Below are 26,873 nucleotides of genomic sequence, written 5' to 3' on the forward strand. Positions count from 1 at the left end.
GCATTTTATACGGCCTGAAGCTTCAAATCTTCCTGCAATTTATCCACCGTCACCTGATCGAGTTTATAGCTGCGCATAATCCACGCAACCACCAAAGACCCAAGTGCTGGCCACAAAGTAAACGACAGCCGGATACCCTCCTGAGTTTCAGCCGATTGCAGCACATCGGCCTGATAGCTGTAATAGGCCAACAGCCATCCCGCTATTGCACCACCTAAGGCCAAACCGAGCTTAATGAAGAACACGATAGACGAGTACACCATGCCGGTTATCCGTATACCTGTCTTCCAATGACCATAATCTACGGTATCCGCCATTTTCGCCCATAGCAATGGCGTCGCCATCTGTAAAAACAGACACCAGAAAAAATACAAGCCGAAGGCCTGCACCAATTGCTCACTGCCAACAAAGTAACCAGCCCCACACAGCACCGCGGCAATTAGCTGCAGGCTAATATAGGCCTTAACCTTGCACATTCGCTTCGCTAGGGGCTGGGCTAAGGCGCAACCAATAATATTGCCGATCATGCCCAAGGTAACGAATTGGGTAACAAGATCTTCGCGTAACAAATAATATTTAACGTAGAAAATAGCCAAGGTAGAGCGAATAACCATGCCCGTTAATAAAAACAAGGCCGCTAGACACAGCACCCGCCACTGATCGTTTTGCCATAGCGAATACATGTCTTCGCGAATGCTGCTGCGCTGATCTTGTGGCGGCGCAATACGCTCTTTGGTTCCGGCAAAGCAAAGCAAAAACAACACGACACCAAGCGCACTCATTGCCATGATCGTGCGCTGGTAACCTAGGGCTTTATCGCCATCGCCGAAATAGCCAACCAAAGGCAGCGTGCAAGCGGTCACTAACAAGCCGCCCAGCATGCCAAACACGAAGCGATAGGATTGAACCGAGACACGCTCTTTAGGTTCAGCCGTCAACACGCCGCCGAGCGCCGAATAGGGAATATTGATGGCGGTATAGGCCAACATCAGTAAGGCGTATGTACAAAAGGCATAGACAACCTTGCCCTCTTCACTCAAATCTGGGGTGGTAAATGCCAATACGCTGATAAAACCAAAGGGTAGCGCCAACCATAATAGATAGGGCCTAAACTTCCCCCAGCGCGTATTGGTCCTGTCGGCCAAGCCTCCCATTAACGGATCAGTTACTGCGTCAAAAATACGCACAACCAAAAACAAGGTGCCCACCACGGCCGGTGAAATACCAAAAATATCCGTGTAAAAGAAGGTCAAAAACAACATGACAGACTGAAAAACAATATTACTGGCGGTGTCACCTAAGCCATAGGCGACTTTTTCTCGAATGCTTAGCATAAAGCCTCGTCGATTAGATCTTGTTGAATAAGCGCGACCAATAATTGATCCGAACGCAGCTCAACCCGTTTTTATTAAAATATTAACCCGTCAAGGTTGACCAACTAGCATCAAAGCCTTAACCTAAATGTAAGCGCTTTCATTGGATTAATCAACCTACTTTACTGAACCCTAAGTCTGCGCGCCAAACATATTAACAAACTAGCAAACCGCTATAACCCACAAGAGTCGTTGTTGTGACGTTAAAACTAGCTATACCTCAGACCTCCAAACTGAGAAAAAAGGATTTTATTTACGGCGTTGCCACGGCTGCTTTTCAAATTGAGGGCGCTGCTGAGTCTCGCCTGTCCTGTATCTGGGATACTTTCTGCGCCACCCCGGGCAAGGTCAGCGATAACGCCGATGGTTTAGTAGCCTGCGACCACCTTCGCCTCTGGCAATCCGACTTAGACCTTATTGAAAGCCTACAGGTTGATGCCTACCGCTTCTCCGTGTCTTGGGGCAGAGTTATTAATGCGGACGGCAGCCTAAACCACAGCGGCGTTGCGTTCTACATAAAACTATTGGACCGCCTAGCAGAGAAGAATATCAAAGCCTTTGTGACACTCTACCACTGGGATTTACCCCAACATCTAGAGGATAAAGGCGGCTGGTTAAATCGAGAAACCGCCTATTTATTTGAGGATTACGCGGACAAGATAAGCCGCGTTTTCGGCCATCGAGTCCATTCCTACGCCACCCTAAACGAACCCTTTTGCAGCGCCTTCCTCGGCTATGAAAAAGGCATTCACGCGCCCGGCATTGCCGATCTTGGTGCCGGACGGCGAGCCGCACATCACCTACTCCTCGCGCACGGCCTAGCGCTTCGGGTGCTAAATAAAAACAGCCCGAAAAGTTTAAATGGATTAGTGCTCAACATGAGCCCCACTTATCCTAAAAGCGACAGCGCCGGCGATATCGCCGCCGCACAATTGGCCGATGACTTTTTGTTTCAATGGTATGCCCAACCGGTACTGGCAGGTAGCTATCCAGAAAAGGCGATGGCTTATATTCCCGAACATCAACGCCCGCCCATCGAAGATGGCGACATGGCCATCATTAGCCAACCCATGGATTACCTCGGCCTCAATTATTACACCCGCGCTATTTTTCATGCAGAAGCCGACACTGCCTTCGTAGAAACGGTGCCAGCGGATGCGGCGCTAACCGATATGGGCTGGGAAATTTTTCCACAAGGCCTCACGGACCTGTTAGTAAATCTACACCAACGCTACCCACTACCCCCTGTTTTTATCACCGAAAATGGCGCGGCTATGCCAGACACAGTAGAAAATGGAGAAGTTAACGACATCGATCGCTTGGCTTACTACGATAGCCACTTAAACGCCATTCACAACGCCGTCGAACAAGGTGTGGATGTGAAAGGCTATTTTGCCTGGAGCTTAATGGACAATTTCGAGTGGGCTTACGGTTACCAGAAGCGCTTTGGTATTGTGTATGTCGACTATGAGACACAAACCCGCACCATAAAAGCCAGTGGCCACGCCTACGCGAATTTTATTGGTAGCAGGTAATAAAGGCGAATAACTAACCGACGAGGTTGCGATGATTCGCCACTGATGACACCAGCCACACGCTGGCAACCGCGTAAGAAAGAAAACGGCCACTCGCGAGAGTGTCCGTTTTTATTCAGCACTTTTATTCAGTTCTGCCATTCAATGAGATAGCATCAACAGTTCTGCACAAACGTCCACGAGGCGTCACTGCCCGGCACCGAATTGGTATACCAGTTAGCGCGATACAACTTACCCTGGTGCTGCATCTGCTCATTTTTTTCTAAGTGCGTATTGGGGCCGCCGTTATAGTCTGGTGTTGTCCAATTTGGGTAACTCGCCACACCGCTGCAACTCGCGGGCGGTGTTACCACCGTGCAGCCATTGCTATCCACTTGCGCGCCGGCCGGTGTATTGGGGCACTGATCAACATTATCGGCAACACCGTCGCCATCGCTATCGGCAGGCACCGTGGTCTTAGGCTTAAATTCAATCCAATTAATATTAAATGGGCCCTTGGCAACAGCGATGGTGAGGTCTTGCTGACCAGCGCTAAGACTCATTGTACGAGTAACGGTTTGCCAGTTCTGCCAACCACCGGTATTAGGCACAGTCACAGTGTCGAGTACTTGATGATTACTTGATTTTTCCAAGCGGAAAGATGCGCCAGCCTGCGTGCTTGCCAAGCGAAAAGACACATCGTACTGACCCGATGATGGCAAGTTAACCGCGTAGCGCATCCAATCGCCGGCATCGATCCAGCCAACATTTTCACCACCACCCACGTCGCTGGTAACTTCAGTTTTTACGCCCTGCATGGCGCTATAATTTTCCGCTTGCAATTTGCTGGTAGTCGGGCAATTGTTCGTGCAAGGATTAGGCGCAGAGCCAGCCCAGTTGCGCACGATGTCGCGCACCTTAACACCAGACTCAGTCAGGCTAGCCCAACCACCGTTCGGACTGGCACCAGGCATCATCGCCGATGCACCTTCGACCTTATCGTTCACCGCCCAGTTCGCATGGCTAATGTTGCGCTCTTTCAAAAACGTCATCCACGCATCAGTGTTGCCGTGATTTACCCCACCATCACCGTTAGCGTTGACGGTGCCCCACTCGGTAACAAACAGCGCCGCGTTATTGTCGAGTGCCGTTTGTGCCCACCCGCGTAAATCATCGAAGTGCGTGCCCGCATAAAAGTGCAGCGTGTAAGCGATATTGGTGCCTTGAATAGGATTTAACGCCGCCTCATCCACCCGTTGCGACCATTGCCGCGTGCCGACAATAATGAGGTTGTCTGGATCTACGGCACGAATCGCGTTTACCACCGCTTGAGCATATGGCTTGATAGTACCGGCCCAAGACTGACTGGTTGGCTCGTTGTAAATTTCATAAATAACGTTCGGTAAATGACCGTAGGTCTGCGCCATATCTTTGAAAAAATTGATGGCTTGGGTCTGATATTGTTCTGCGTTATGGGAGTGAAAATCAATGATGACGTACGTATCATTGGCAATAGCGGCGTCCACCACGCGCGCCACTTTGGCACGATTACCAACGGGATCTTGGATGTACCCACCAGAATCTTCAACACCCATGGCTGCGCGAACAATGCTAGCCTTCCAGTCTGTTTTTAACCAAGCAACCGTATTGGCGGTGTAATATTTTTCGCCGCCCCAGCCATTATTACTCCAGAATAAACTGGCACCGGCAAAACTTTTTACTTCACCGCCAGCGAGCACTTTATTACCTGATACAGTCAAAGGCTCTACGGCCTGCGCCGAAGGCCCAAATAGCGTTGCACATAGCGCCACAGCCCCTAAGCCGACCCGCCAATTGCACCTGATCCACGATAGATTACGTTGCGTCATTATTATCTCCCTGCAAGGAATGTATGTGTTTGCGCAAGTAATATCCCACAAACCAGCCGCACCTTATAGTCGAAATATATATTTGATCATCTTACCAAGATTTTAAGGCGAAAAAGACATTAAATGACGCTCAACAATTCCTAATCCAAATTAAAATGCGTATATCAAGAGAACTTAAGTACCACTTGATTGAAGAAATTGAGCAAAAAAAACGGCGCCCTAAGGCACCGTATAAGCGACGAGAGAAAACGCCAAACGAGAAAAGGTTTTACAAACTTTTTAAGAAGTCCATCAGCGCATTGCGATCGGCAGAGGACAAGCTTTCGTAACTCAGCTTGGTCGCCTCGGCTTCACCGCCATGCCAACGGATAGCTTCATCAAGGGTACGCGCGCGACCATCGTGTAAATAACTCTCAACCGGGGTGCAATATTCATGACCATCAAGACCAAAGGTATCCCAGCCATGCTGACCCGCAACACCACCAGTTACGCAAGCGGACAAGCCCAAACCCCACAAGGGCGCCGTACGCCATTCGGCGCCAGTTGCCTCGCCCTCGCCTAAATTATCAGCTAAACCTGCGCCCATATCGTGCAGTAACAGATCGGTATAGGGGCGAATGGTTTGATCGCGCAACTCGGCGAGCGGATGGAACTCAGAAGTTTGAAAAGTCTCGGTGTGACAAGCCTGACAACCGATAGTGTTGAACACGGCTTTACCTTGAATCACGCTAGCGCTATTGTAATCGCGCTGTGGGCGCACACCCAAGAGTGAAATGTATTTCACCAAATTATCGAGGTGTTGATCGCCCAGTTCGACGCCTTGCGTGCCGCAGTCAAATTGATTGGCACCGCAGTCGGGCGCCGGCATTACCGAGGTCATAACACCCATATCGGTATTGAACGCTGCTGCAACTTGATGCTTAACACTGCTCGCTGCAGCTTTGTAACCAAAACGTCCTAAGCGCGTTACACCCGTCACTGGATCTATCACTCTTTGTGCTCGACCAGAAATGCCATCGCCATTGGCATCGTTCTCATCGGCAAGGTTTAACACCGCTTGCTCAGGGATAGCCTCCAGCAAACCTATGCCGTTTAATTGCGGTGCAATACGTGCGGAAAATGTTTCCGGTACCACGCCACTGAATTGATAGTTAGGTTTGCGTAAACCATTGCTTTCGGAAAAAGATGCAATAGACGGCGCGCCTTCTGTGGCGGCGCCAGCGCTAACCTTTGGCTGCAACACACGGCCCAAGTCTGGGTGAGAATTGCCGAAGGCGTCCCCAACTTTAAACACCCACTTATCTAAGGTCTCGCCAATTGCCGCCACTTCGGCACGGCCGTTGCGCACATGACAGGCCGCGCAGCGCTGATTGATATAGTGAGGGCCAACTAAACCCGGCATACCCGTAAAAATGCCATTTTCCGGATTTTCATCGTGACTACCATCGACGAAAGAGGTGTGATGCACGCGGCGGCCCAGCACAAAAGGCTGACCGTTGTCGTAACCTAAATTAGTCGCCATTTGTTGAAAATGCCCATCGGGCTCTGCCGTCATCTGCACGTGTAAACTGGTATCACCACCTAAGCGTGCGGATGCCGGAACCGGAATGGTGTCGCGCTGTAAGCGATTACCACCTTGGAACGCCACTTTATCGGTCACATCCCAAGGCACTATGCCTTGACCGACGATGTACAAAAAGGTGGTGCCGTAATAATTCGAACGACCGCGCGGCAAGGTAGTGGCATCTAAAAATTGGCTAATTTCAAATTCCAACTTATCGCCAACCTGAATATTTCTACCTTCGCGACAGTTATAGGTTTCCTCTTTCCAATAGTGGGTATTATCCACCATATTCATTACACCATTGCCGCAATACTCCGCCAAGGTATTCATGCCGATATACCACCAGCGATTTTCCGCCTGCAGGTCATCGAGTTTATTTTCGGTCACGACATTCATACGAATGCTGGTGCCGCCCTTAGCGACATAATCGACAATTTCAATCGCCGCTGTGCGATCTTCCCAGTAAAAAGTAAGGTAGTGGTCGTACGCTTGGAAATGATTTTCTTTAGCATGTCGATCGCGCGCGCGATCGGAAAAGCGCGTTACCAAAGCATCGCCGCGATCGTATTGAATGACAGGTTCAAGTGCCGTACTAGCATCGAATAGCGGCGCTATATTACCCAGCTCAGTGCCATAACTTACTGTCCACCACACGCCGCCAACACCCTGACCGACTGTGCTGCCAGCGCTTGGATCGGCGGCATAGAAATATAGGGGTCGACCATTGTGAGTGACCTGCACACTGCCATCCGTGCGCGTCACACTACCAAGACCTGCAACGCCACTGGCATTGCCATCAGACATCAAGAGCGGCGGCCAGCTGGTGGCACAGTTGCCATTACAGCTACTGCCTGCGTTACCTTGATCGTTATCGAAAACATAAAGACTAAAACCGGGTTTTGACGAACCCACACCACCAACCAACAAACCGTTGGCAACCGCTACTTCTATGTTATTGGTAGGCGGAGTAACCACGGGGCAACCGGAAGCATCTACTGCCGTTCCAGCCGGGGTGCCGGGGCAGGCATCGGCACTGTCGGCAACGCCGTCGCCATCGCTATCTTGAACCGGATTACCGCCGCCATTAACGGTAAAACTTTGCTCTGCGCTATCGACGGCATAACCTTTTTCGGTGTCCCAATAGGTGAACGAGTAGGTTAAGACAGTGCTGGGAGCTAAGCCTGAAACGCTATAACTATTAACGCCATTGGCCTGTGTCATAGCGACATTAATTTGACCACCGCCAGCAACACGATAATGTAAATCGGCCCAACTACTGGTGTTGACAAAAAAGCGCACGCTATCGGCACTGGTTTGCTCAACACCATAAACACTCACAGGCACCGGGCAACCATTGGCTTGCACGGGCACACCGGCCGCGGTATTTGGACATTGATCAGCACTGTCTATAACACCATCACCGTCGCTGTCGGCGGGTAGCGCGCAACCGAAACTGTCCACGGGAACATTTGCCGCACTGCCCGGGCACTGATCATTGGCATCGGGCACACCATCAGCATCGCTATCAAGCACGGTGACGGAGGTAAAATGCAGCCAGTTAAGATTGATTCCGGGTGCGTTGAATGTCACACGCACCGTATGTAAACCTGACGTTAGGTAAACTTGGCCGGCCGCTTGGCTTACAAAACTCTGCCAGCCACCGGTGCTGTCGACATTGTTTGCGCCTAAATCGACACCGTCAACGCGTACAGAATAATTGCCGCCATTGATATCCGACGCAACACGCGCCGACACATCGTAAGTGCCTTCGTTTAAAAAGACGCTGTATTCCAACCACTCACCTGCGTCAGTCCAGCCCACATTAAAGCCACCGTCTGCGTCCGTTGTCGCCTCAATATCGACATCGTCGGTACGATAAGCCGTGCCGGTATTACCCGCGGTAGTGTCAAAAAAGTTGCTGTAATCCTCCGCTTGTACGCGAACACTATCGGTATTAATCAAGGTGCAACCCTGAGCGTCCACCTCGACGCCTGCGGGTGTATCGGGGCAGAGATCGTCGTCATTGTGTACGCCGTCGTTATCAACATCGGTATTAACCGCGATGAACTTAATCCAATTGAGATTAAAGCCGCCGGCGCTCACATTAACGCGTAAGGTTTGGGTACCAGCAGCCACCGTCACTTGACCTAAGGTATGAGTTTCGAATTGTTGCCAACCACCCGTTGCTGACACAGAATCCGTGGCCAAGGTGTTGCCATCCAAGCTCAATGAATAAGCGCCACCCCCTGGTGCAGACGCGACACGCGTCGCGAGGTCGTAGGTGCCGGCAGCCAGATCCACACTAAACTCTAGCCATTCGTTAGCATCTATCCAACCAACGTTGTAGCCACCACCGTCGTCTGAAGTGATTTCTATATCGACGTCATCACTGCGATAAGCGCCACCAGTATTTCCGGCGCTAAGATCGTAATAAAGGCTGTAATCTTCGGCCTCCAGATGCAAGTCGACGCCCTGCGCAGGCAGCGCACAACCTGCACTGTTGACCGGTGTATTGGCAGGCGTATTTGGACATTGATCGAGATCGTCGTTAACGCCGTCGTTATCGCTGTCTGACACAACAACGCCACCGCCGCCTTCCCAGACGATATCGTCAATGGCAAATTCAAAACTGTTGCTCGGTAGCGCTCCGTCTAAGCTTGCGATATAAAACATTCCCGCGAGTGATTGCAGCGCAATTAAACTGCCGCGTAGATCGGTAACCGGAATACTCGCCTCAGCCCACTCACCGTTGCGCACTAACCCGTAGGTTGTTTCATAGGCGGGAAAGGTCAACCAGTTTTCATTGGTATAGGTGTCGGCAATGCCGATTTTAAAACCAACATCGGCCGGAATTTTTATTTTAAATTTCATCACGCCGTCGACAAAATTACTCATATCGCGCGCTTGTCGCGTTTGAATGCCACCGCCGAACCATTGATTAGGACTGACATACCGCCAAGCAATAACGTTATCGCCCTCGGCCGGCGCTGTAGTTCCGGCAACCACGGAGTCTTGATTCCAAATATAAATATCTGAGCTAGCGCCAGCTTGTAATTTATTGGTGGTAGGCGTGTTATCGGTAAACACACCAAAGGTGCCCGTTTCCGCCTGATTGACGCTGCCGGTAAACACCTGCCCCATACCGTCTAACTGATAAACGCGCACGTAATCTACATACATTTTGCCGGGCAAGGGTGCCGTCACTTGGGCGTTGCTGGCGGCGTCAGTAAAGTTTCCACCCACGGCCAAGTTCAACAATAAATAAAACGGTTGCTGAAGCTCACTCGACTCTTCGGTGATGCCAATAGGCGCGTTGTACATGTCGTACTCAATGCCGTTATCGACCACGGTAAAACGCAATTCTGAATCGGTCCAGTAAGTGCGATATGTGACGAAGCGATTGCTCAGTGGCTGACTTGCCACATACGCATTATCCGTTTGCCATGCGGTCATCGCTGCACACGTAGGGTTTTCAGGAACACAAGCGGCATCGGCGTAGAAAATTGCATTGGCGCCAACATAACTATTGATATCGGCACCTGCGTGACCGGCATCGGCCATACCTTGAGCTCGGTGCCCCATTTCCATCATGTCGATTTCGCCCTTGGCTGGCCAACTGGCGGTGCTGGTACCCAACATCCACGCCGCTGGCCACAAGCCAATACCCACTTCCGGTACCCGCATCCGCACTTCGATCATGCCGTACTGCACCGCAAGTTTATTGTGGCTATCCACTTTGCCCGAGGTAAACGCCCTGCCCTCTACCGTTTCATTACGGGCTTGTAGTACTAAGGCTTTATTGCCCGCTTCATTGGGTACATCTTCGATGCTGAGATTATTAGCGCTATACCACTGCAGCTCTTGATTACCCCAGCCGCAAAGGCCAATCTGGCAACCATCGCCCTCTACTTGGTTCCAGTGCGCGGCATTGAAAGTATTGAAATTTTCTTCGAAGAGTAAATTGCCGATAACGGGGTTACTCAAATCGGCAAGCGATAATTGCGTCAACGCCAAGGTCGATGCCGCTAGTAATGCCGCGGGTAACCGGCGAGTGCCAGACCTAATAGATTTACTTCCATGATTATTCTTCATTGCTTTAGCCCACATGTTTTTATGTTTATTTAGGGGCACGCCAATCGCTTTAACCGCACACGGCAGCGCACCAAAGATCGCGTTTACTGGCAACAGCGCACAGGCACTAGAAAAACCAAAAAATTCGATCGTCAACACTTAGTCAGCAATAAATTATTGGCAGTAACTTTTGACCGTAAGGTTTGCCAAAACGGCGCATAAAGCGCAGGTGATACCTAGCCGTCACTGAAACAGCAGGTTTCAGTTGTCAAAAGTTTCGTTCAATCATTCACACAAACGCATAGGACTATCGTTTGTACATTAACTGCAATACTGACTTCTCTCACACCCAATGGCACAGATTATCCATTGGCTCGCCGCGTGACTGACATTGTCCTATTGCGCTTCACTCACCCTTTGTGGGCCTTTGTTTTATTTTTACCGCCAAAATGTAAGCGCTTACAACAAACTTAGTGTATTCGCGGTTTTTAGTCAATAGCGAAACATAAGGCCCTGAGTAGTCGATCCCACTTATCAGCATTAATTTATCTAAACGGCTCAAGTATTTACCCATTTCTGCGTTGCAACGATGTACACACGTGCCAGCCATGGATCCGAAGAGCGCAACACGATTGACTGCTGAAATGTATGCTTACCGCCCTATTCGACTTGACAATAGAGCGGTCATCCAAGATTATGTAAGCGCTTACATTTATGATGCAGTGAACCCTTAACACGCCGCTGAGTAAGCACAGTCATACAACAACAGCTAACGCAAGCACACTCTGGTCATCCGTTTCGCCAGACAAGGCCACACTAAAACGAGCGCTTCTATGAACATAAAAATTGCCCCTTTCACCTTGTCCTGTTTACTGCTCTTGAGTTGCGACAACTCAGCGCCAGCCCACTCAGGCCAAGCACCAGAAAAAGTGGAGACCGATATCATGTTTGAGGCGTCACTCTGGCCAGCAAGACCTAAGGCAGCAATAGATGCCGAACTCGAAGCAACCATCAGCACGTTGTTAAATAGCATGACGCTCGCGCAAAAAGTCGGTCAAATCATTCAACCAGAAATTCGCCACGTGTCGCCCGACGATAGCCGCGATTACTTTTTAGGTTCGGTGCTGAACGGCGGCGGCTCTTTTCCGCAGCAAAATAAACACGCCAGCTTGCAAGATTGGCTAACGCTCGCCGATGGTTTTTATCAAGGCTCCATGCAAGTGAAAGCGCCAACAAAAATTCCTGCGATGTGGGGCACAGACGCCGTACACGGCCACAACAATGTGATTGGCGCCACCCTATTTCCCCACAACATTGCCTTGGGTGCAGCACATAACCCCAAGCTCATTGAAGCCATTGGCGCAGCCACAGCGCGGGAAATGGCCGCCACCGGCATCAGCTGGAGTTTCGCACCGACCATTGCCGTGGCGAGAGACGATCGCTGGGGCCGTACTTATGAATCTTATAGCGAAGACCCAGCGCTGGTTAAACAATATGCAGGCGCGATGGTAACGGGCTTGCAAGGATTGAAAGGTAGCGACAATTTTCTCGGCCACGGCAAGGTTATTGCCACCGCAAAGCATTTTATCGGCGATGGCGGCACCCACAAGGGCATTGATAGGGGCGACACCAACATCAGCGAAGCCGAATTGATCGACGTTCATGCTCAAGGTTATTTCGCTGCGCTAGATGCCAATGTGCAAGTGGTTATGGCGTCATTCAGCAGCTGGAATGGCGACAAACTACACGGGCATCACTACTTACTCACCGAAATCCTAAAAAATAAACTTAACTTTGATGGCTTTGTCGTGGGCGATTGGGCTGGCCATGCGTTTATACCTGGCTGCAGTGACACCCACTGCCCCGAAGCCATCAATGCCGGCGTCGATATGTTCATGGCACCCGATGCCAACTGGCGCGAACTGTTTACCAACACCCTCGACGATGTAAAAGCCGAACGTATTAGCCAAGCCAGATTAGACGACGCCGTGCGACGTATATTGCGGGTTAAATTGCGCGCCGGACTTTTCGATAAAGGCGCCCCCTCGAGCTACCCGCTCGCGGGCGATACAACCATGATTGGCCATCAAGAACACCGCGCCATTGCACGTCAAGCGGTGCGCGAATCGGTCGTGTTGTTGAAAAATGCCAATCAACTATTACCGTTAAAAACCAACCAAAACATATTAGTTGCTGGTAACGGCGCCGATAATATCGGTAAGCAAACCGGCGGCTGGACTATCAGCTGGCAGGGCACGGGCAATGCCAATGCCGACTTCCCGGGGGCGACGTCCATTTACCAAGCCATTGCCTCTACCGTAACGCCGGCAGGCGGCACCGTTGAATTAAGTGAGGATGGAAAGTACACCACTAAACCCGACGTAGCCATTGTAGTTTTTGGTGAAGACCCCTACGCGGAAATGCAGGGTGACCTCGGCGACCTCGGCTTTCGCTCGGAAGCAGATTTGACGTTACTGCAATCACTGCAAGCTGAAGGCATTCCCGTGGTTGCCCTGTTTATTACAGGTAGACCGCTGGCAACCAACGCTTACCTAAATGCCAGTGATGCCTTCGCCGTTGTTTGGCAGCCAGGCACTGAAGCGCTCGGCATCAGCGACGTATTATTTTCCAATGACGATGGCAGTTTGCGCTTTCCATTTACCGGCAAGCTCAGCTTTTCCTGGCCTAAACATGCCGATCAAGTGGCGCAAAATGCCAACACAGAAAATTACGATCCGCAGTTCCCACTTTACTTTGGTTTAACCAACGGTGAAGTAGATACCACGCCCTACCCACTTGAGGTCGCACCCGGCGACCTAGCATCGAGCGCGTCGAACCAACAAGCCATTTTTCAACAGCGTACCTTTAGCCCTTGGACCTTGCGCGTCATCGACAACAACACGCGTACCGACCTCAACGGCGCCAGCCTTGAAACCACCCATATAAAATTAAAAACTGTGGATCGCTTTGTGCAAGAAGATGCCATAGCTGCGCAGTGGCTGGGTGCAGCCGAACTCCTATTCGAAAGTCATGACGCGGTGGATTTAAGTCGATTCAATAACGGCCGCTTGGTGTTCGATTTACAGTGGCAAGACCCAGCACCTATTACTCTCGGTCTTCGCTGTGCAAGCGGCTGCTCAACCGTTGAATTGAATAACTACACACAAAATGGATCTCAGGACTGGCAGGAAGTAAGCATTCCACTTGCGTGCCTCAGCCCGTCACTCAAGAAAATTACAGCACCTTTCTCGCTTAGCGCTGATGGCAAGGCCAAGTTGACACTCTACAACTTACGGTTCGAAGCGGGCGATAGCCCGTGTGAAAAAAAGTAAATTATTCACAGCATAATAATCAATAATAAGGACAAAATTATGAAACACTATTTGGTACCAATTTTTCTCAGCCTTGGTTTGGGAGCCTGTGGCGGTTCGTCGGGTGGTGATGATGCGGCAGTAACTCCTACTCCTACTCCTACGCCAACGCCAACGCCAACGCCAACGCCAACGCCAACAATAAGTGAAAACTGGCAGCTGGTTTGGAGTGATGAATTTAATGGCGATACCCTAGATAGCAATAAATGGCACCACGAAAAAAATTGTACCGGCGGTGGCAATAATGAATTGCAGTGCTATACGGACCGGGACGAAAACAGTTTTGTCGCCAACGGTTTGCTCAATATCGTGGCCCGACAAGAAGTGTTTAACGGTCAAAGTCAAAATGACGACGCGCCAAATTACGACCCACTGGACACCAGCGTCAGCCGCAACTACACCTCGGCACGCCTTCGCACCAAAAATCAAGGCGACTGGCGTTACGGACGCATGGAAATTAGCGCCAAATTACCCCAGGGCCAAGGCATTTGGCCCGCCATCTGGATGCTGCCGACAGAATGGCGCTACGGCGGCTGGCCTGCAAGCGGTGAAATTGACATTATGGAGGCCGTCAACAGCAACACCGGCACGAATCCAAACGACATCCACGGCACCTTGCACTACGGAAAATTTTGGCCGGAAAATACCTACTCAGGCGCGGCGAAAACCGTTCAGGGCAATGTTTGGGAAGGCCAACATGTTTATGCCGTAGAATGGGAGCGCGATGAAATTCGCTGGTACCTGGACGGCACCCACTATGCGACTCAACGCCCGGCTACAGATTCAACCAATGGTTGGTTTACCTATTATTGGAAAGATCAGGCTGAGGGTTACAGCTACGGTTCACAGGGAGCACCGTTCGACGAGCAGTTTCACCTGATACTCAACCTTGCGGTCGGTGGCAATTGGCCTGGCAACCCAAATGCTAACACCCAATTCCCTCAAAGTTTTAGCATCGACTACGTGCGCGTTTATCAGTGCGCACCTGAAGGGGTTCCGAGCGAGGACGGCAGAGGCTGCGCCACACAGGTTGATACCAACATTGAAGCCATAGGTACGGCAAGGCCGGCGCAAAATACGTTTGCTGTTTTTCAAGACGGTCTACAACATTTACCGCTTAAAACCAGTACCGGCACGGTAGAGCAAGGTATGGATTTAGCCAGCTGGTCAGCTGTCGACGGCGATGTAATCACAGAAACCGTTACTGAGGGTGACAACACGCTGTGGCAAACCACGTTCTACGGCGCGGGCAATAGTTTTATTCGCACCGGCCCGAGCCCTGTCGCCGATACGGATACCGGCCTACAGCTCGTTAACATGGCGCAGTACGGCGAACTCAAATTCGATATTAAGATCGTCAGCGCTGCGCCAGAAACCCAGCTCAGCGTAAAGCTCGATAGCGGCTGGCCTAATCTATCCGAATACACCTTAGCAACATTACCCACGAACCAGTGGACCAGCATTTCAGTGCCCTTCCATCAACTACAAGCGAATAGCGTTGAAGCGGGTCATGTGGATTTCGGTGCTGTGCAAAATCCCTTCGTGATAGAGGCAAGCGGCCCCGCGCAAATTCAAATCAACAATCTACGCTTGGTGTGCTTAGCAAGCTGTAATCTAGCGCCGCTTACCCAAGTCTCGGGTGGAGAGATTAACGAGACAGTGAGCATTTTCGACGACGCCGTTAATAACATTTGGAACTTAGGTATTTTAATCTGGCAAGAAGCCAGCCCCCACATTTTGGTTGATCTAGTCGATGCAGCGGATAGAACCCGCGGTAAAGTTATTGACGTAAGCTTTTCCGGTGCCGCTCGCAACGGCTTGGTCTTTATTCAAACTGATACCGTTCAAAACATGAGCGCGTTCGCTAGTACGGGTTTCCTGCAATTCGATATCAACGTCATCGATTATGCCACGGCGACATCTTTAAACATCAAAGCCGATTGCGGTCACCCCTGCTCTTCTGGCGATATAAATATTGGTCAACCCGGTATGCACGGCTGGGAAACCGTACAGGTACCGGTCAGTGATTTGGTAGCCGGCGGCTTAGACCTAACCAAGGTAAACACCCCTTTTGCCCTGCTGCCGACATGGGCGGAGCAGGAAGGCGTTCACCTTCAACTGGATAACATCAGCTGGGTATTAAGCAACTAAGTTCCGCAGTGAACGACAACCTCAACACCTGCTCTTGGCGTTAACACCGCTTCTCAGCCGCCAACACGAAAAATCCGCAAAAGCCCCCTAGGCTTAAAGGCAGTGCAGCCAAGATCTAGGGGGATTAATCATCCTGTCTTACCTGTATTATCAGCGCTAATTTAAGCTCCTCGTTGACTCTCTCGCCTTGGATAACGCCGGTGGCAAGGGCGAGGCGCGATTAGCGCCGAGTCCAGCAGCGATAGCTGCGAGCTTGGCCACCCTTGTTAAAGTTGCGATCTGTCGCGCCACCTACAAAGTAAGTTGTGAAGCGCCAGCGAAACCGTAACCGCTAATTTTACCCGCAAGAATGCCACACTTGAAGGCACTGCGGAATACATTTGGGTAGCGGGAAGGACTGCGATGTTGACGCGGCACATTCCCTGATACCGATTTCTAAAATCTTGTGCGATTCACCTTACAGGAACCAAAACTCTCTATTAAGGCAGAGCACATTAACGCAGCTTTCATCGCCCACCCTATTAATTCCTACAATCTACGCTCTTTATTTTTTATAGTCATGATGACTAGAAAATTCGAAGTTCGGCTAAGTTTTGCTCTTAACTACCGAAATTATGAGGATAAAGCCTCTAATATAGCTAAAAATATAGGATAAAAAGAACAAACAGAGGCAGCATAAAATACTTATATTCATATTGAACATAAGCTTCAATTGTATTATGGTTTGCCTAGATCCACTTGCTATCCTCCGTCGCATACCGGCAAGAAGTGGTTCTGAACTGAGACAAAGCGAGATTCGGCGCAACAGCATTGCGATGAATTCACGCTCGCAGGGACAGAGAGTTGGCGAGCTATATCACCCACTCATCAAAAAAAATAATTAATTCCTAGATCAAGGGGAACACATGAGCAAGTTTCAATCGAGGTATCAAAGAACATTACTAGCGACCAGCATCACAGCTATTGTGATGTCTGGTAGCGCCGGCCTTGCAATTGCCCAAGAGGGTATAGAAGAAGTTGTGGTGACCGGTATCCGGAAAGCTCAGGAAGATTCAGTTAGTTTAAAGCGCGACGCGAGCCAGATTGTTGACGGCATATCCGCCGAAGACATTGGTAAACTTCCTGACGTAACAATCTCTGACTCCTTACAGCGCATCCCAGGGGTCTCTATTCGCCGCTCAGCAGGTGAAGGGTCATCGATCATCGTGCGCGGCTTACCACAAGTTGGCAGTCAACTTAACGGCGAAGCTTTCCTGAGTGCTGGTTCAATCACCACCGTACAACCCTCTTACGGCGATCTTCCTTCGCAACTCTTTAAGGGCGCCGACGTTTATAAAACCTCCAACGCCAGCCTCGTTGGCGCCGGCATTACTGGCACCGTAAACCTAAAAACCCGCCGTCCGTTTGAGTTTGACGAAGGGTTTACAGGTTCAGGCAGCGTTGAAGTACAATCTGGTGAGGAAACCTCCGAAACAGATCCCGTAGCTAGCGCACTCGTCAATTGGCAGAACGAAAAAGTCGGCTTTATGCTTACTGGGTCGTACGCCAACACCAATCTGGCGAACTACTACAATGGCTTTAACACCGGCAATCCAACGGGCGACGCCAGCTGGGTCAACGGTGTGAATGCCTGGGGTGGCACCAACCCCGTAAACCATATTTCACCACAAGGTTTTGCGGCTTGGAACCAAGTCACCGAGCGCGAGCGCTCAGGCTTAAATGGTTCTTTCCAGGCAGACTTAGGTGAAGGCTTCCAATTCACAGCAGACTACTTCTATACCCAGCAAGATGAATACAACCGCAAGGTTGGCATGAGCGCCACCAACAAGTGGCAAGGCCTCGAGTGGTTCAACGATGTTCAAGGCCGTAATGTTGGTAACATCGCTGATGGCAGCGAGTGGATGACTGTTGACCAATGGGATTTAAACCCTAAGCGTCTGAAGTCATTTTCCCAAAACGATAGCTTCCTTTCAGAATCAACCAACATAAACTTGCAACTCGATTACGACAACGGCGGCCAGCTCACAGGCTCAGTACGTTACGCTCAAGGTGAAGCCACTAAGCAGCGCCGTCATGGTTACAACGAAGGCGATTTAACCGATGGTACCAGCACTGGTATAGACCCTTTCTACCCAACTGAACATTGCGGCAGTGCAACTCCCGTTGGTGATTTAGGCGGCTGTTATGTGGCGCCAAACCCACTCGGCTACACCGACAACCCGCAATTAACACTCGACACTCGCGGCGCACACCCAACTTGGGGCGGCTTTGATAACACCATCAACGGCGGCTTAGGAGCTGGTGCGACGATTCGCGACTACATGTCCAATCTGGATAGCTACAACATTGGCGCTTTCTCGTCTGAAAACAACGCCGATAGTGAAGGTGAATTCCAAGCTTTCCGTATGGACGGTAGCTATGCCATTGAAGATGGTGGTTTTATTACCAGTGTCGATGTTGGTTTGCGCGCTTCCACTCGTGCCGTTGAAGAAACTCGTTTCCATATCTTCTCGCCTTTCTATGCGGGCAAAACCAATGTCAACGGTGATGTGAATGCTGAGGGTTGCGGCGTTCAATGGAAAGCCACTGACGTTGTACTGGCTAACGACGCAGGGTGTACCGCTGGTGAAATGGTTAACGGAGAATTTGTTGGCTACACCGCGCTACCACCAACAGCGCTCAACGCATACAACAATGTGTCTTTTGTAACTGATTTCGGACCTGTTAATGGAATACCTGGCGTTTGGGCTGTTAATCCGTCTGATTATGACGATCCAGAGGCGTTCCACAAACGCGTATTTGGATCGGTACAGCGGATGAACATTCCAGGAACTTCTTATAATGTTGACCTAGACGAAACCAGTTTCTACGTACAAGGTAATTTCGAAACCGGCATTATGTCAGGTAACTTAGGTGTTCGAGTTGTTCAAACAGATCTGACAGTGAAGCAAAACGAAATGGGTGCTACTGCCATTCCTTACGGCAACACCAATCCAGATGTGGGCGATAAGGTTACAAAGCGGTCGTATACCGATGTGCTACCAAGCTTGAACCTCGCATTTGATGTGATGGAAGACGTTAAGATTCGTGCAGCTTACACCGAAAACATGACACCACTTGATTTGGCTGCATGGGGCGATGGCCGCTCTATTCAAACGTCGCTCGACTCCTCAACCGGCAAGTTTGAGGTAAACGCAGTCGCCGACGGAGGCAACCCTGGGTTGGATCCGTGGCGCTCACAAAACTACGATTTGTCCGCAGAATGGTATGCCGGTGACGCTAGCATGGTCGCAGCCAGCATATTCTTGATTGAAGTAGACAGTTTCATATCTAGCGGTTCAGAAGCTGAAGACTTTACCCTCACCAACGGCTCAATACGTACCATTCAGGTATCCAAGCCAGTACAGGGCGACGGGGGAGAAATCAAAGGCTTAGAGCTTGGTGGTAAGCTCGCATTCTCTGATTTCACTGATGGTTTTTTTAGTGGATTCGGGCTCGATGCTAACTACACCTACGCTCCATCAGAGCAGGACGCGAAGGATGCGGAGGGCGACAACCTGCCCTTTCCACAAAACTCTGAGACACAATACAACTTGGTCGGCTGGTATGAAGCTCATGGCTTCCAAGCGCGTATTGCCTACAACTTCCGCTCTGATCGCTTAGACAGTACGCAAGGTGGATTTGGTGTCTATCAGAAGGAAGTGGGTTTCGTTGATGTATCGGCTAGCTATGACATCAATGACAACTTTACCGTTTATGTAAACGGCTCCAACATTACCGGTGAGTACGAAGACTACTACTTCCAATGGGAAGATCAGTATGCTTACCAAAATTACTACGAGCCACGTTACACTTTGGGTGTGCGCGCCACTTTCTAAGCGGCAGCTAAATTCAGGGTAATAGAAGGCCGCTCGGAATTTCCCAGCGGCCTTTTTTTTATCTGACTTTGTGATATAAACGAGTACACTAAAAAATAATAAATTCCCATGCCTAAAACACAAATAGAACATATCGTCATTGCAGGCGGCGGCACCGCAGGTTGGATGTGCGCTGCAGCCCTCGCTAAACATTTCGAAAATACCCCGGTGCGTATCACGCTGGTTGAATCTCCGGATATCGGGACGATCGGTGTCGGTGAAGCTACCATTCCAACCCTACGTAGGTTTTATGCCGCTCTTGGACTCAGCGATGCAGAGGTCATCCGTGCAACAGGAGCGACGTGCAAACTCGGGATTGAATTTGCCGATTGGTACAAGCCTAACCACAGCTTCATTCACCCCTTCGGTTTATTTGGTCAGGACGTAAAAGGCATCGGTTTCCATCACTACTGGTTGAAAATGCACCAAGCTGGCTACCCAGCCCCCATTGATAAATTTTCACTTGGAGTACAGCTAGCGCAAGCAGGAAAATTCTCTGTCCCCTCTAACAACCCGCCCTCATCGCTGTCGCGTTTCGATTGGGCGCTCCACTTCGACGCCACAGCATTTGCACATCTCATGCAAAAAACGGCAACCATGCTAGGGGCTCAACACATTCAGGGCACAATAAAACATGTACATCTACGTGAATCCGATGGTTTTATCTCTCACCTCGAACTAAAAGACCAGCCACCTGTGGGCGGCGATCTATTCATCGATTGCACAGGTTTCAGCGGATTATTAATTGGCAAGGCGTTAGGCGCGAGCTATGAAAGCTGGCAGAATCAACTCCTGTGCGACAAGGCCGTCGTTGTACAAACAGAACTATCAACACCCGACTCACCGCCTTCATTTACACAGGCAAAAGCCCACAGTGCCGGCTGGCAGTGGAAAATTCCGCTGCAAACTCGTCAAGGCAATGGCCACGTATTTTCAAGTCGATTCATGGATGAAGGTGCAGCCACCGAACTTTTACTCAAACAAGCACAAGCAAAGCCAACGCAAGAACCAAGAGTTATTAATTTCCAACCAGGACGAAGAGAAAAGGCTTGGGTCAAAAACTGCATCGCGCTAGGTCTGGCAGCAGGATTTCTAGAGCCATTAGAAAGCACCAGTATTGCACTCATAGAAACGGGCATAGAAAAAATAAAGTTGCTGTTCCCAAGCAAAGACTGTGACCAGACCTTACAAGATGAATTTAACGATATGACCCGTATGGAGTATGAAAGGGTAAGAGATTTCATCATTTTGCACTACAAGCTCAATCAACGTGTAGGCGAACCCTTTTGGGATACATGCAGAGATATGCCAGTGCCAATATCACTAGAGAAAAAAATGGCGCTATTTAAAAGCAATGGTCATCTCCTTAAGTATCGCTGGGAAATATTTCAAAACCCCAGCTGGATAGCGCTTTATACGGGCTTTCATTATTTACCCGACTCCTATAACCCGGGCGCTGATAGCTTTTCTATGAATTACCTAGAGGGTGCATTCAATGCGATGAAAGAGTCGGTATCCACAGCAGTTGCACAGGCGCCGACACATCAAGCCTATCTTGCCAGTATCATGAAGGGTTTTCAGCAATGAAGGACACTAAGCAGCGCATCATTATCGTCGGCGGCGGCACCGCCGGCTGGATTACAGCAAGCGCTTTAGCGCACCAGTTCCAACATCAAAACATCACTATTACATTGATAGAGTCCTCGGATATCCCAACCATCGGTGTCGGCGAAGCCGTCATCCCACCGTTTTTGACATTCATTCGCAACCTTGGAATAAACGAACAAGAGTTTATAAGCAATGTTTCAGGTACATTTAAACTCGGCATAGAATTTCCCGACTGGTCTAGAAAGGGTGATTCCTACTTCCACCACTTTGGAGCCTTAGGCCGAAAGCTAGACGGTTATGATTTCTATAGCTGTTGGTTAAAAACGCAGCGCGAAGGAGCCTCCTCTGCATTGATGGATTTTTCGCCCTCGGCGGTTATGGCAAAGCACAATAAATTTTATCTACCGAGCCAACTACCTGAACAATCTCCGCTGCGTGAAGCAAACTATGCTCTACATTTTGATGCAAGCTTGGTAGCCATCGAACTTAGAAAATACGCACAGAACAAGGGCGTCGAGTTAATAGATGCGAAGGTTAATTCTGTAAACCTAACGCCAAGCAATACAGTTTCAAGCTTAGATCTTAGTATAGGGACGACGGTAAAGGGCGACTTTTTTATTGACTGCTCTGGTTTTAAAGGGTTGCTAATCAACGAAGCCTTAGGCTCAGAATATGAAAGTTGGGAGCAATACCTCCCCTGCAATCGCGCCGTTGCAATGCAGACCGAATGTGTGGGGAATACACCAGCATTTACACTCGCATCAGCCCAAGATGCAGGTTGGACTTGGCGAATTCCACTCCAGCATCGGACAGGTAATGGTTATGTGTATAGTGATAAGTTTATTAGCGATGATCAAGCTATCGAAACACTTAAAAAGACCGCCAAAGGGAAGGCCCTTCAAGAACCAAGAATACTTCCATTCGTCACAGGCATGCGGCCAGAATTTTGGAAAAAGAACTGCCTATCGCTCGGCTTAGCGTCAGGTTTCCTCGAGCCGCTGGAATCAACAGCGATCCATTTGGTAACCCGAGGCGTACAGTTTTTTCTAGAATTATTTCCCAATCAGCACATAGACGAATCAGGTCTGGAAACACTTGCTCAGGAATACAACCGCCGCATGGCCGCAGACTATGTAGAGATTAGAGACTTCTTAGTATTGCACTACTGCGTGAGCCAAAGAACAGACACTAAATTTTGGCAACATTGCAGAGAGATGCCCATTCCCGACACGCTAACACAACGCATCGCGTTATTTCAGGAGCGCGGCTACCTTCAGCCCAGCAACGACGAGCTATTTAAGGCTGCAAGCTGGCAAGCTGTGTTCGACGGCATGGGTATAAAACCAAAACATTACCATCCAGCCGTGGATAGTTTAGATGGCACGCAGTTGCGTTTGGCGCTTGAGGCAGGCAGACAGCATTTACAACAATCAATAGCTGAATTACCGAGCCACGATGAGTTCCTCGCCCGTTTCTGTCCCGCTAACTTAGGTAGCTTTTAGACTCAGCATAAAGATTAAGCTAAAGAAACAGCGCAGTGTTTTGCAATAAACGCAGCGTGACTCATCGCTCCGGATGCGCCCTGCTGGATACTCTCTCGCATGCCGTTTAATTGTTTTTCAAGCAAGGGAATTGGGAGCTGATCAGCCGCAAGGTCATACAGCTTGGGCTCAAAACGAAAGCCGTTGTAGATAGCCAACCAGCTATTATTGTCGAAAGACTCCAATTCGAAATTAATGAGATGGCCACGGCTGCGGAACAACGCGATTTTCTTTTGTAATGTGTCAGGAATAGACATTGTGCGACAATAGCGCCATATTTCCCCATCATCGCGCTTACTGGCGTAATAGTGGAGAATCAAAAAGTCCCGAATACGCTCCATCTCAAGCGAAAATAAGCGGTTAGCCTCATCGACCTCCTCGGGCACCACGCCATTTACAGGAAAAAATTGCAACAAACGACTTAAGCCAGTTTGAATTAACGCAATACTGGTACTCTCAAGTGGCTCCAGAAATCCAGATGCTAAACCTAGCGCCACACAATTTTTATGCCAAAACTTTCTGCGCTTACCTGTCGTAAATTTCAACGTTTTAGGTGTTGATACTGGCGCTGCGTCCAAATTTGATAGCAAATCTTCGCGCGCCTGATCATCGCTTAACCACTGACTGCAATACACATAACCATTGCCAACTCGGCGCTGCAAAGGTATTCGCCACTGCCAACCACCGGTTCGAGCCGTGGTTCGGGTGTAAGGTGTTGGCGAGGCACTAGGACTAGTCGCCACAGCAACAGCTGAGTCTACCGGCAGCCAATGGGACCAATCGTCGTAGCCAGTTTGTAATGCTTGTTCAATCAGCAGGCCGCGAAAACCGCTGCAGTCGATAAAAAAGTCGCCCGCAATTTGGAGACCGGTATCTAATGTGACGTGCTGAATAGATCCATCATCACTATGTAATCCAACGTCAACCACCTTGGCATCAATTGCTTGAACGCCCTGGGAAACAGCACGTTGTTTTAAAAAATTCGCATAGGCTATGGCATCAAAATGAAATGCATATTTGTAATCGGCTAAAGCATTAACCGGTGGCACCTGCGGTTGTGCGAATCGATTTTGCTTAGCCATTTGCGCAGAGAAGCAATAGTCATCATAACTTCCAATGTCTAAACCCTGCTGCCTAGCCCGATTGTAATGATGATGAAAACCAACACCCGACAAATTTACGCCAGCGCCAGAAAAAGGATGCATAAAACTTTCGCCAAGTCGGTGCCAGTCTTTAAATTCGATACCCAATTTAAACGTTGCTTGGGTCGCGCGTATAAATTCGAGTTCATCGATACCCAAGCTTGCATTAAAATTTCGAATGCCTGGTAATGTTGCTTCGCCGACACCAACCGTTCCGATCGCGGATGATTCAATTAACGTAATAGTCACTGGCTTGCCGCGAAGATAATGCGCCATACTCGCTGCCGCCATCCAACCAGCGGTGCCGCCACCGACAATCACGATTGCCGTTAATTCACGACTCAATGTAACATCTCCGTTAAACAACCTGTAGATGACCAGTCTGACTCGATATGGTCAAAATGTAAATAAGGTAGCCCTATGCTAAATAGTGTGCTATTTGGTCGCACGGAGATAACGGAGACCTGTATTTTCAGGGAGCGAGCCGTAACTCATAAAGGTCGAGGAGGCCTGATTTCACAATGATTATTCAGACAATCGACTAGGAAAAGCGTTCTGATGGCTGGCCGTTAAACGCCTCGAATACGCTGCTTCTCAACGGCGTCGATAATGACTTTGCACCATGCCATTAGACCAAGTGAACGTTTTCACATGCGCCCAGGCAAGCCTATCTTTCTTTGCCGGTAGTTTTCCGAACAACGTCAGGCCTTCGCCGATTAACACCGGAACCCGGGTAATAATTAACCGCTCAATCAATTCCGCGCCTATAAAAGCCTGTATGGTTTCACCACCGTCAATATAAGCATGCTGAAAACCGTGGGTGGCTAGCGCATCTAAAATTGCCGCTGGCTCGCCCTGCATAAATTCAATCTTACCTACCAATGCCTCCGGTAGTGTGAGCTTACTGCGTGTAAGGACTTTGACTGGCAGGTCGTAGGGCCAATCACCATAACTGAGGACTTTCTCAAAGGTATGCCGCCCCATCACCAACACATCCACACTGGCGCTAAACTGGCCATAGCCCATGTCATTGTCGGGCTCCGCTGGCGGCAACCAATCGAGCTCGCCGTCGGGCCGAGCAATAAAGCCATCAAGGCTAGTGGCGATAAATACAGACGCAAGACATCGGGTCATAATCAGCTCCTCAGTACCCTAGCAGTGTAGATCACCGGAGCCACCACTATGGTGATGCGCCGATTTCCCCTTTTGGGGCTAAAAATTGCCTATTGGAAACTAAAGTTGACTATTGGAAACACGAGGCTTAGGATTCGCGACCAACGAGTCGCAACCAGCTAGACTAAACCGTAACCCACTCATTCAGCCCTGTTTACACCAAGGCTTGGCGTAGAGACGTACCATGGCAATTTCCGTATTCGACCTTTTTAAAGTCGGCATAGGCCCATCCAGCTCACACACCGTCGGCCCAATGATTGCTGCGCGACGATTTTTGCAAGAAATGCCGGTTGAGCTTACCCAAGTACACAGAGTTTGCGTGGATCTGTTTGGCTCCCTCGCCATGACAGGGGAAGGCCACGGCACGGATACGGCAATTTTACTAGGGCTCTCAGGTCAGGCGCCTGCAACAGTTCTCGTTGAAGACATAGCGCCCATTCTGTCGGCTATTGGGCGGGATAAAAATCTATCGCTTTTAGGTCGCCACACAATTGCCTTTGATAGCGTAAAAGATTTGATTTTTAACAAAGGTGCAAGCCTGCCACAGCACCCTAACGGCATGACCTGCCAAGCGTTCGACGCCGCTGGCACGGCGCTATTTAGTAAAAGTTACTTTTCTATTGGCGGCGGATTTGTGCTGGCCGAGGATGAATTTGCCGATGCCGAAAACTCAGGTTTCGACGCACCCTACGACTTCCAGTCGGCTAAAGAATTGCTGGCCATGGGCAAACAATCCGGCAAGCGCATCGATCAAATGGCGCTAGAAAATGAGTTGGCGCTAAAGTCTGAAGCAGAAGTCATCGACGGCGTTTATAAAATTTGGAAAGTCATGGAAGCCTGCATCGCGCGCGGCTGTGAAACCAAGGGTATATTGCCAGGCTCGCTCGGGGTAAAACGTCGCGCCGCGCAAATGCACGACGATTTACAGGAGCGCTTAGAGAATGGGGTGCCCGACGCATTAGCCGTGATGGACTGGGTTAGCTTATTTGCGCTGGCAGTTAACGAAGAAAATGCCGCCGGCGGTAAAGTCGTCACGGCACCCACCAATGGAGCTGCCGGTGTAATACCCGCCGTACTCGCTTACTACGTAAAATTTGTTTACACGCCTGACATGGGCGGCCTGAAAAAATTAGTGGTACGTTTTTTACTCGCCAGCGCCGCGATTGGCATGCTATTTAAACGCAACGCCTCAATATCAGCCGCTGAAGTGGGCTGCCAAGGAGAAATTGGTGTCGCTTGTTCGATGGCCGCGGGTGGCTTGACCGCTGTTATGGGCGGCACGAATGAGCAGGTAGAAAACGCCGCCGAGATCGGCATGGAGCACAATCTCGGGTTAACCTGCGATCCCATTGGCGGACTGGTTCAGATCCCTTGTATCGAACGCAACACCATGGGCGCCATTAAAGCCATTAACGCCTCGCGCTTAGCTCTACGCGGCGATGGCAGCCATCGCGTATCGCTCGACTCGGTCATTGAAACTATGTTTCAAACAGGTATCGACATGCAGGCAAAATATAAAGAAACCGCTGAAGGCGGGCTTGCCATCAATGCAGTCAATGTTGTCGAGTGTTGAGAAAAAT

Annotated in this window: 12 protein-coding genes; 7 read left to right on the forward strand and 5 right to left on the reverse strand. The window is 49.9% G+C overall.

Annotated elements, in window-relative coordinates; all coding sequences use genetic code 11:
- Nucleotides 1-5 precede the first annotated feature (5 nt).
- Complete coding sequence (locus tag ACGHTT_RS12375; protein WP_390590928.1) at nucleotides 6-1,334, reverse strand: glycoside-pentoside-hexuronide (GPH):cation symporter; 1,329 nt, start codon at nucleotides 1,332-1,334, stop codon at nucleotides 6-8.
- Between the two features lie 236 nt (nucleotides 1,335-1,570).
- On the opposite strand from ACGHTT_RS12375, the gene ACGHTT_RS12380 reads away from it, so the two are divergent.
- Nucleotides 1,571-2,908 (forward strand): GH1 family beta-glucosidase, encoded by a 1,338-nt coding sequence (locus tag ACGHTT_RS12380; RefSeq protein WP_390590930.1) that lies wholly within the window; start codon nucleotides 1,571-1,573, stop codon nucleotides 2,906-2,908.
- 155 nt (nucleotides 2,909-3,063) lie between these two features.
- Here the strand turns inward: ACGHTT_RS12380 and ACGHTT_RS12385 are convergent, their stop codons facing one another.
- Both ACGHTT_RS12385 and ACGHTT_RS12390 read right to left on the reverse strand, forming a co-directional pair.
- Entirely contained in the window at nucleotides 3,064-4,755 is a 1,692-nt protein-coding gene (locus tag ACGHTT_RS12385) for a cellulase family glycosylhydrolase (RefSeq protein ID WP_390590931.1), read from the reverse strand.
- A gap of 268 nt (nucleotides 4,756-5,023) precedes the next feature.
- Complete coding sequence (locus ACGHTT_RS12390) at nucleotides 5,024-10,411, reverse strand: di-heme oxidoredictase family protein (protein WP_390590934.1); 5,388 nt, start codon at nucleotides 10,409-10,411, stop codon at nucleotides 5,024-5,026.
- 812 nt (nucleotides 10,412-11,223) lie between these two features.
- On the opposite strand from ACGHTT_RS12390, the gene ACGHTT_RS12395 reads away from it, so the two are divergent.
- The 5 genes from ACGHTT_RS12395 to ACGHTT_RS12415 all read left to right on the forward strand — a co-directional run bounded on the left by ACGHTT_RS12395 (nucleotide 11,224) and on the right by ACGHTT_RS12415 (nucleotide 22,939).
- Nucleotides 11,224-13,722 (forward strand): glycoside hydrolase family 3 N-terminal domain-containing protein, encoded by a 2,499-nt coding sequence (locus ACGHTT_RS12395; RefSeq protein WP_390590936.1) that lies wholly within the window; start codon nucleotides 11,224-11,226, stop codon nucleotides 13,720-13,722.
- 39 nt (nucleotides 13,723-13,761) lie between these two features.
- Complete coding sequence (locus tag ACGHTT_RS12400; protein ID WP_390590939.1) at nucleotides 13,762-15,912, forward strand: putative glycoside hydrolase; 2,151 nt, start codon at nucleotides 13,762-13,764, stop codon at nucleotides 15,910-15,912.
- A gap of 905 nt (nucleotides 15,913-16,817) precedes the next feature.
- On the forward strand, nucleotides 16,818-19,790 hold the full coding sequence (locus ACGHTT_RS12405) for a TonB-dependent receptor (protein ID WP_390590942.1): 2,973 nt from the start codon (nucleotides 16,818-16,820) through the stop codon (nucleotides 19,788-19,790).
- Between the two features lie 108 nt (nucleotides 19,791-19,898).
- Nucleotides 19,899-21,416, forward strand: a complete 1,518-nt coding sequence (locus ACGHTT_RS12410) for a tryptophan halogenase family protein (RefSeq protein WP_390590943.1) — start codon at nucleotides 19,899-19,901, stop codon at nucleotides 21,414-21,416.
- Complete coding sequence (locus ACGHTT_RS12415; RefSeq protein ID WP_390590945.1) at nucleotides 21,413-22,939, forward strand: tryptophan halogenase family protein; 1,527 nt, start codon at nucleotides 21,413-21,415, stop codon at nucleotides 22,937-22,939. The genes ACGHTT_RS12410 and ACGHTT_RS12415 overlap by 4 nt, the downstream gene beginning before the upstream one ends.
- Before the next feature lie 14 nt (nucleotides 22,940-22,953).
- Here ACGHTT_RS12415 and ACGHTT_RS12420 read toward each other — a convergent pair whose 3' ends face one another.
- Together ACGHTT_RS12420 and ACGHTT_RS12425 are read right to left on the reverse strand one after the other, a co-directional pair.
- A complete protein-coding gene (locus ACGHTT_RS12420; RefSeq protein WP_390590946.1) occupies nucleotides 22,954-24,465 on the reverse strand; it encodes a tryptophan halogenase family protein in 1,512 nt (503 codons plus the stop codon).
- Between the two features lie 249 nt (nucleotides 24,466-24,714).
- Entirely contained in the window at nucleotides 24,715-25,254 is a 540-nt protein-coding gene (locus tag ACGHTT_RS12425; RefSeq protein ID WP_390590948.1) for a dihydrofolate reductase family protein, read from the reverse strand.
- Nucleotides 25,255-25,477: 223 nt separating this feature from the next.
- Here ACGHTT_RS12425 and ACGHTT_RS12430 point away from each other — a divergent pair, with 223 nt between their 5' ends.
- The gene (locus tag ACGHTT_RS12430) at nucleotides 25,478-26,866 is read left to right on the forward strand and encodes an L-serine ammonia-lyase (protein WP_390590950.1); all 1,389 of its coding nucleotides are present in this window, start codon (nucleotides 25,478-25,480) and stop codon (nucleotides 26,864-26,866) included.
- Nucleotides 26,867-26,873 lie beyond the last annotated feature (7 nt).

This window comes from Simiduia litorea, from assembly GCF_042853465.1.
Lineage (GTDB): Bacteria > Pseudomonadota > Gammaproteobacteria > Pseudomonadales > Cellvibrionaceae > Simiduia > Simiduia litorea.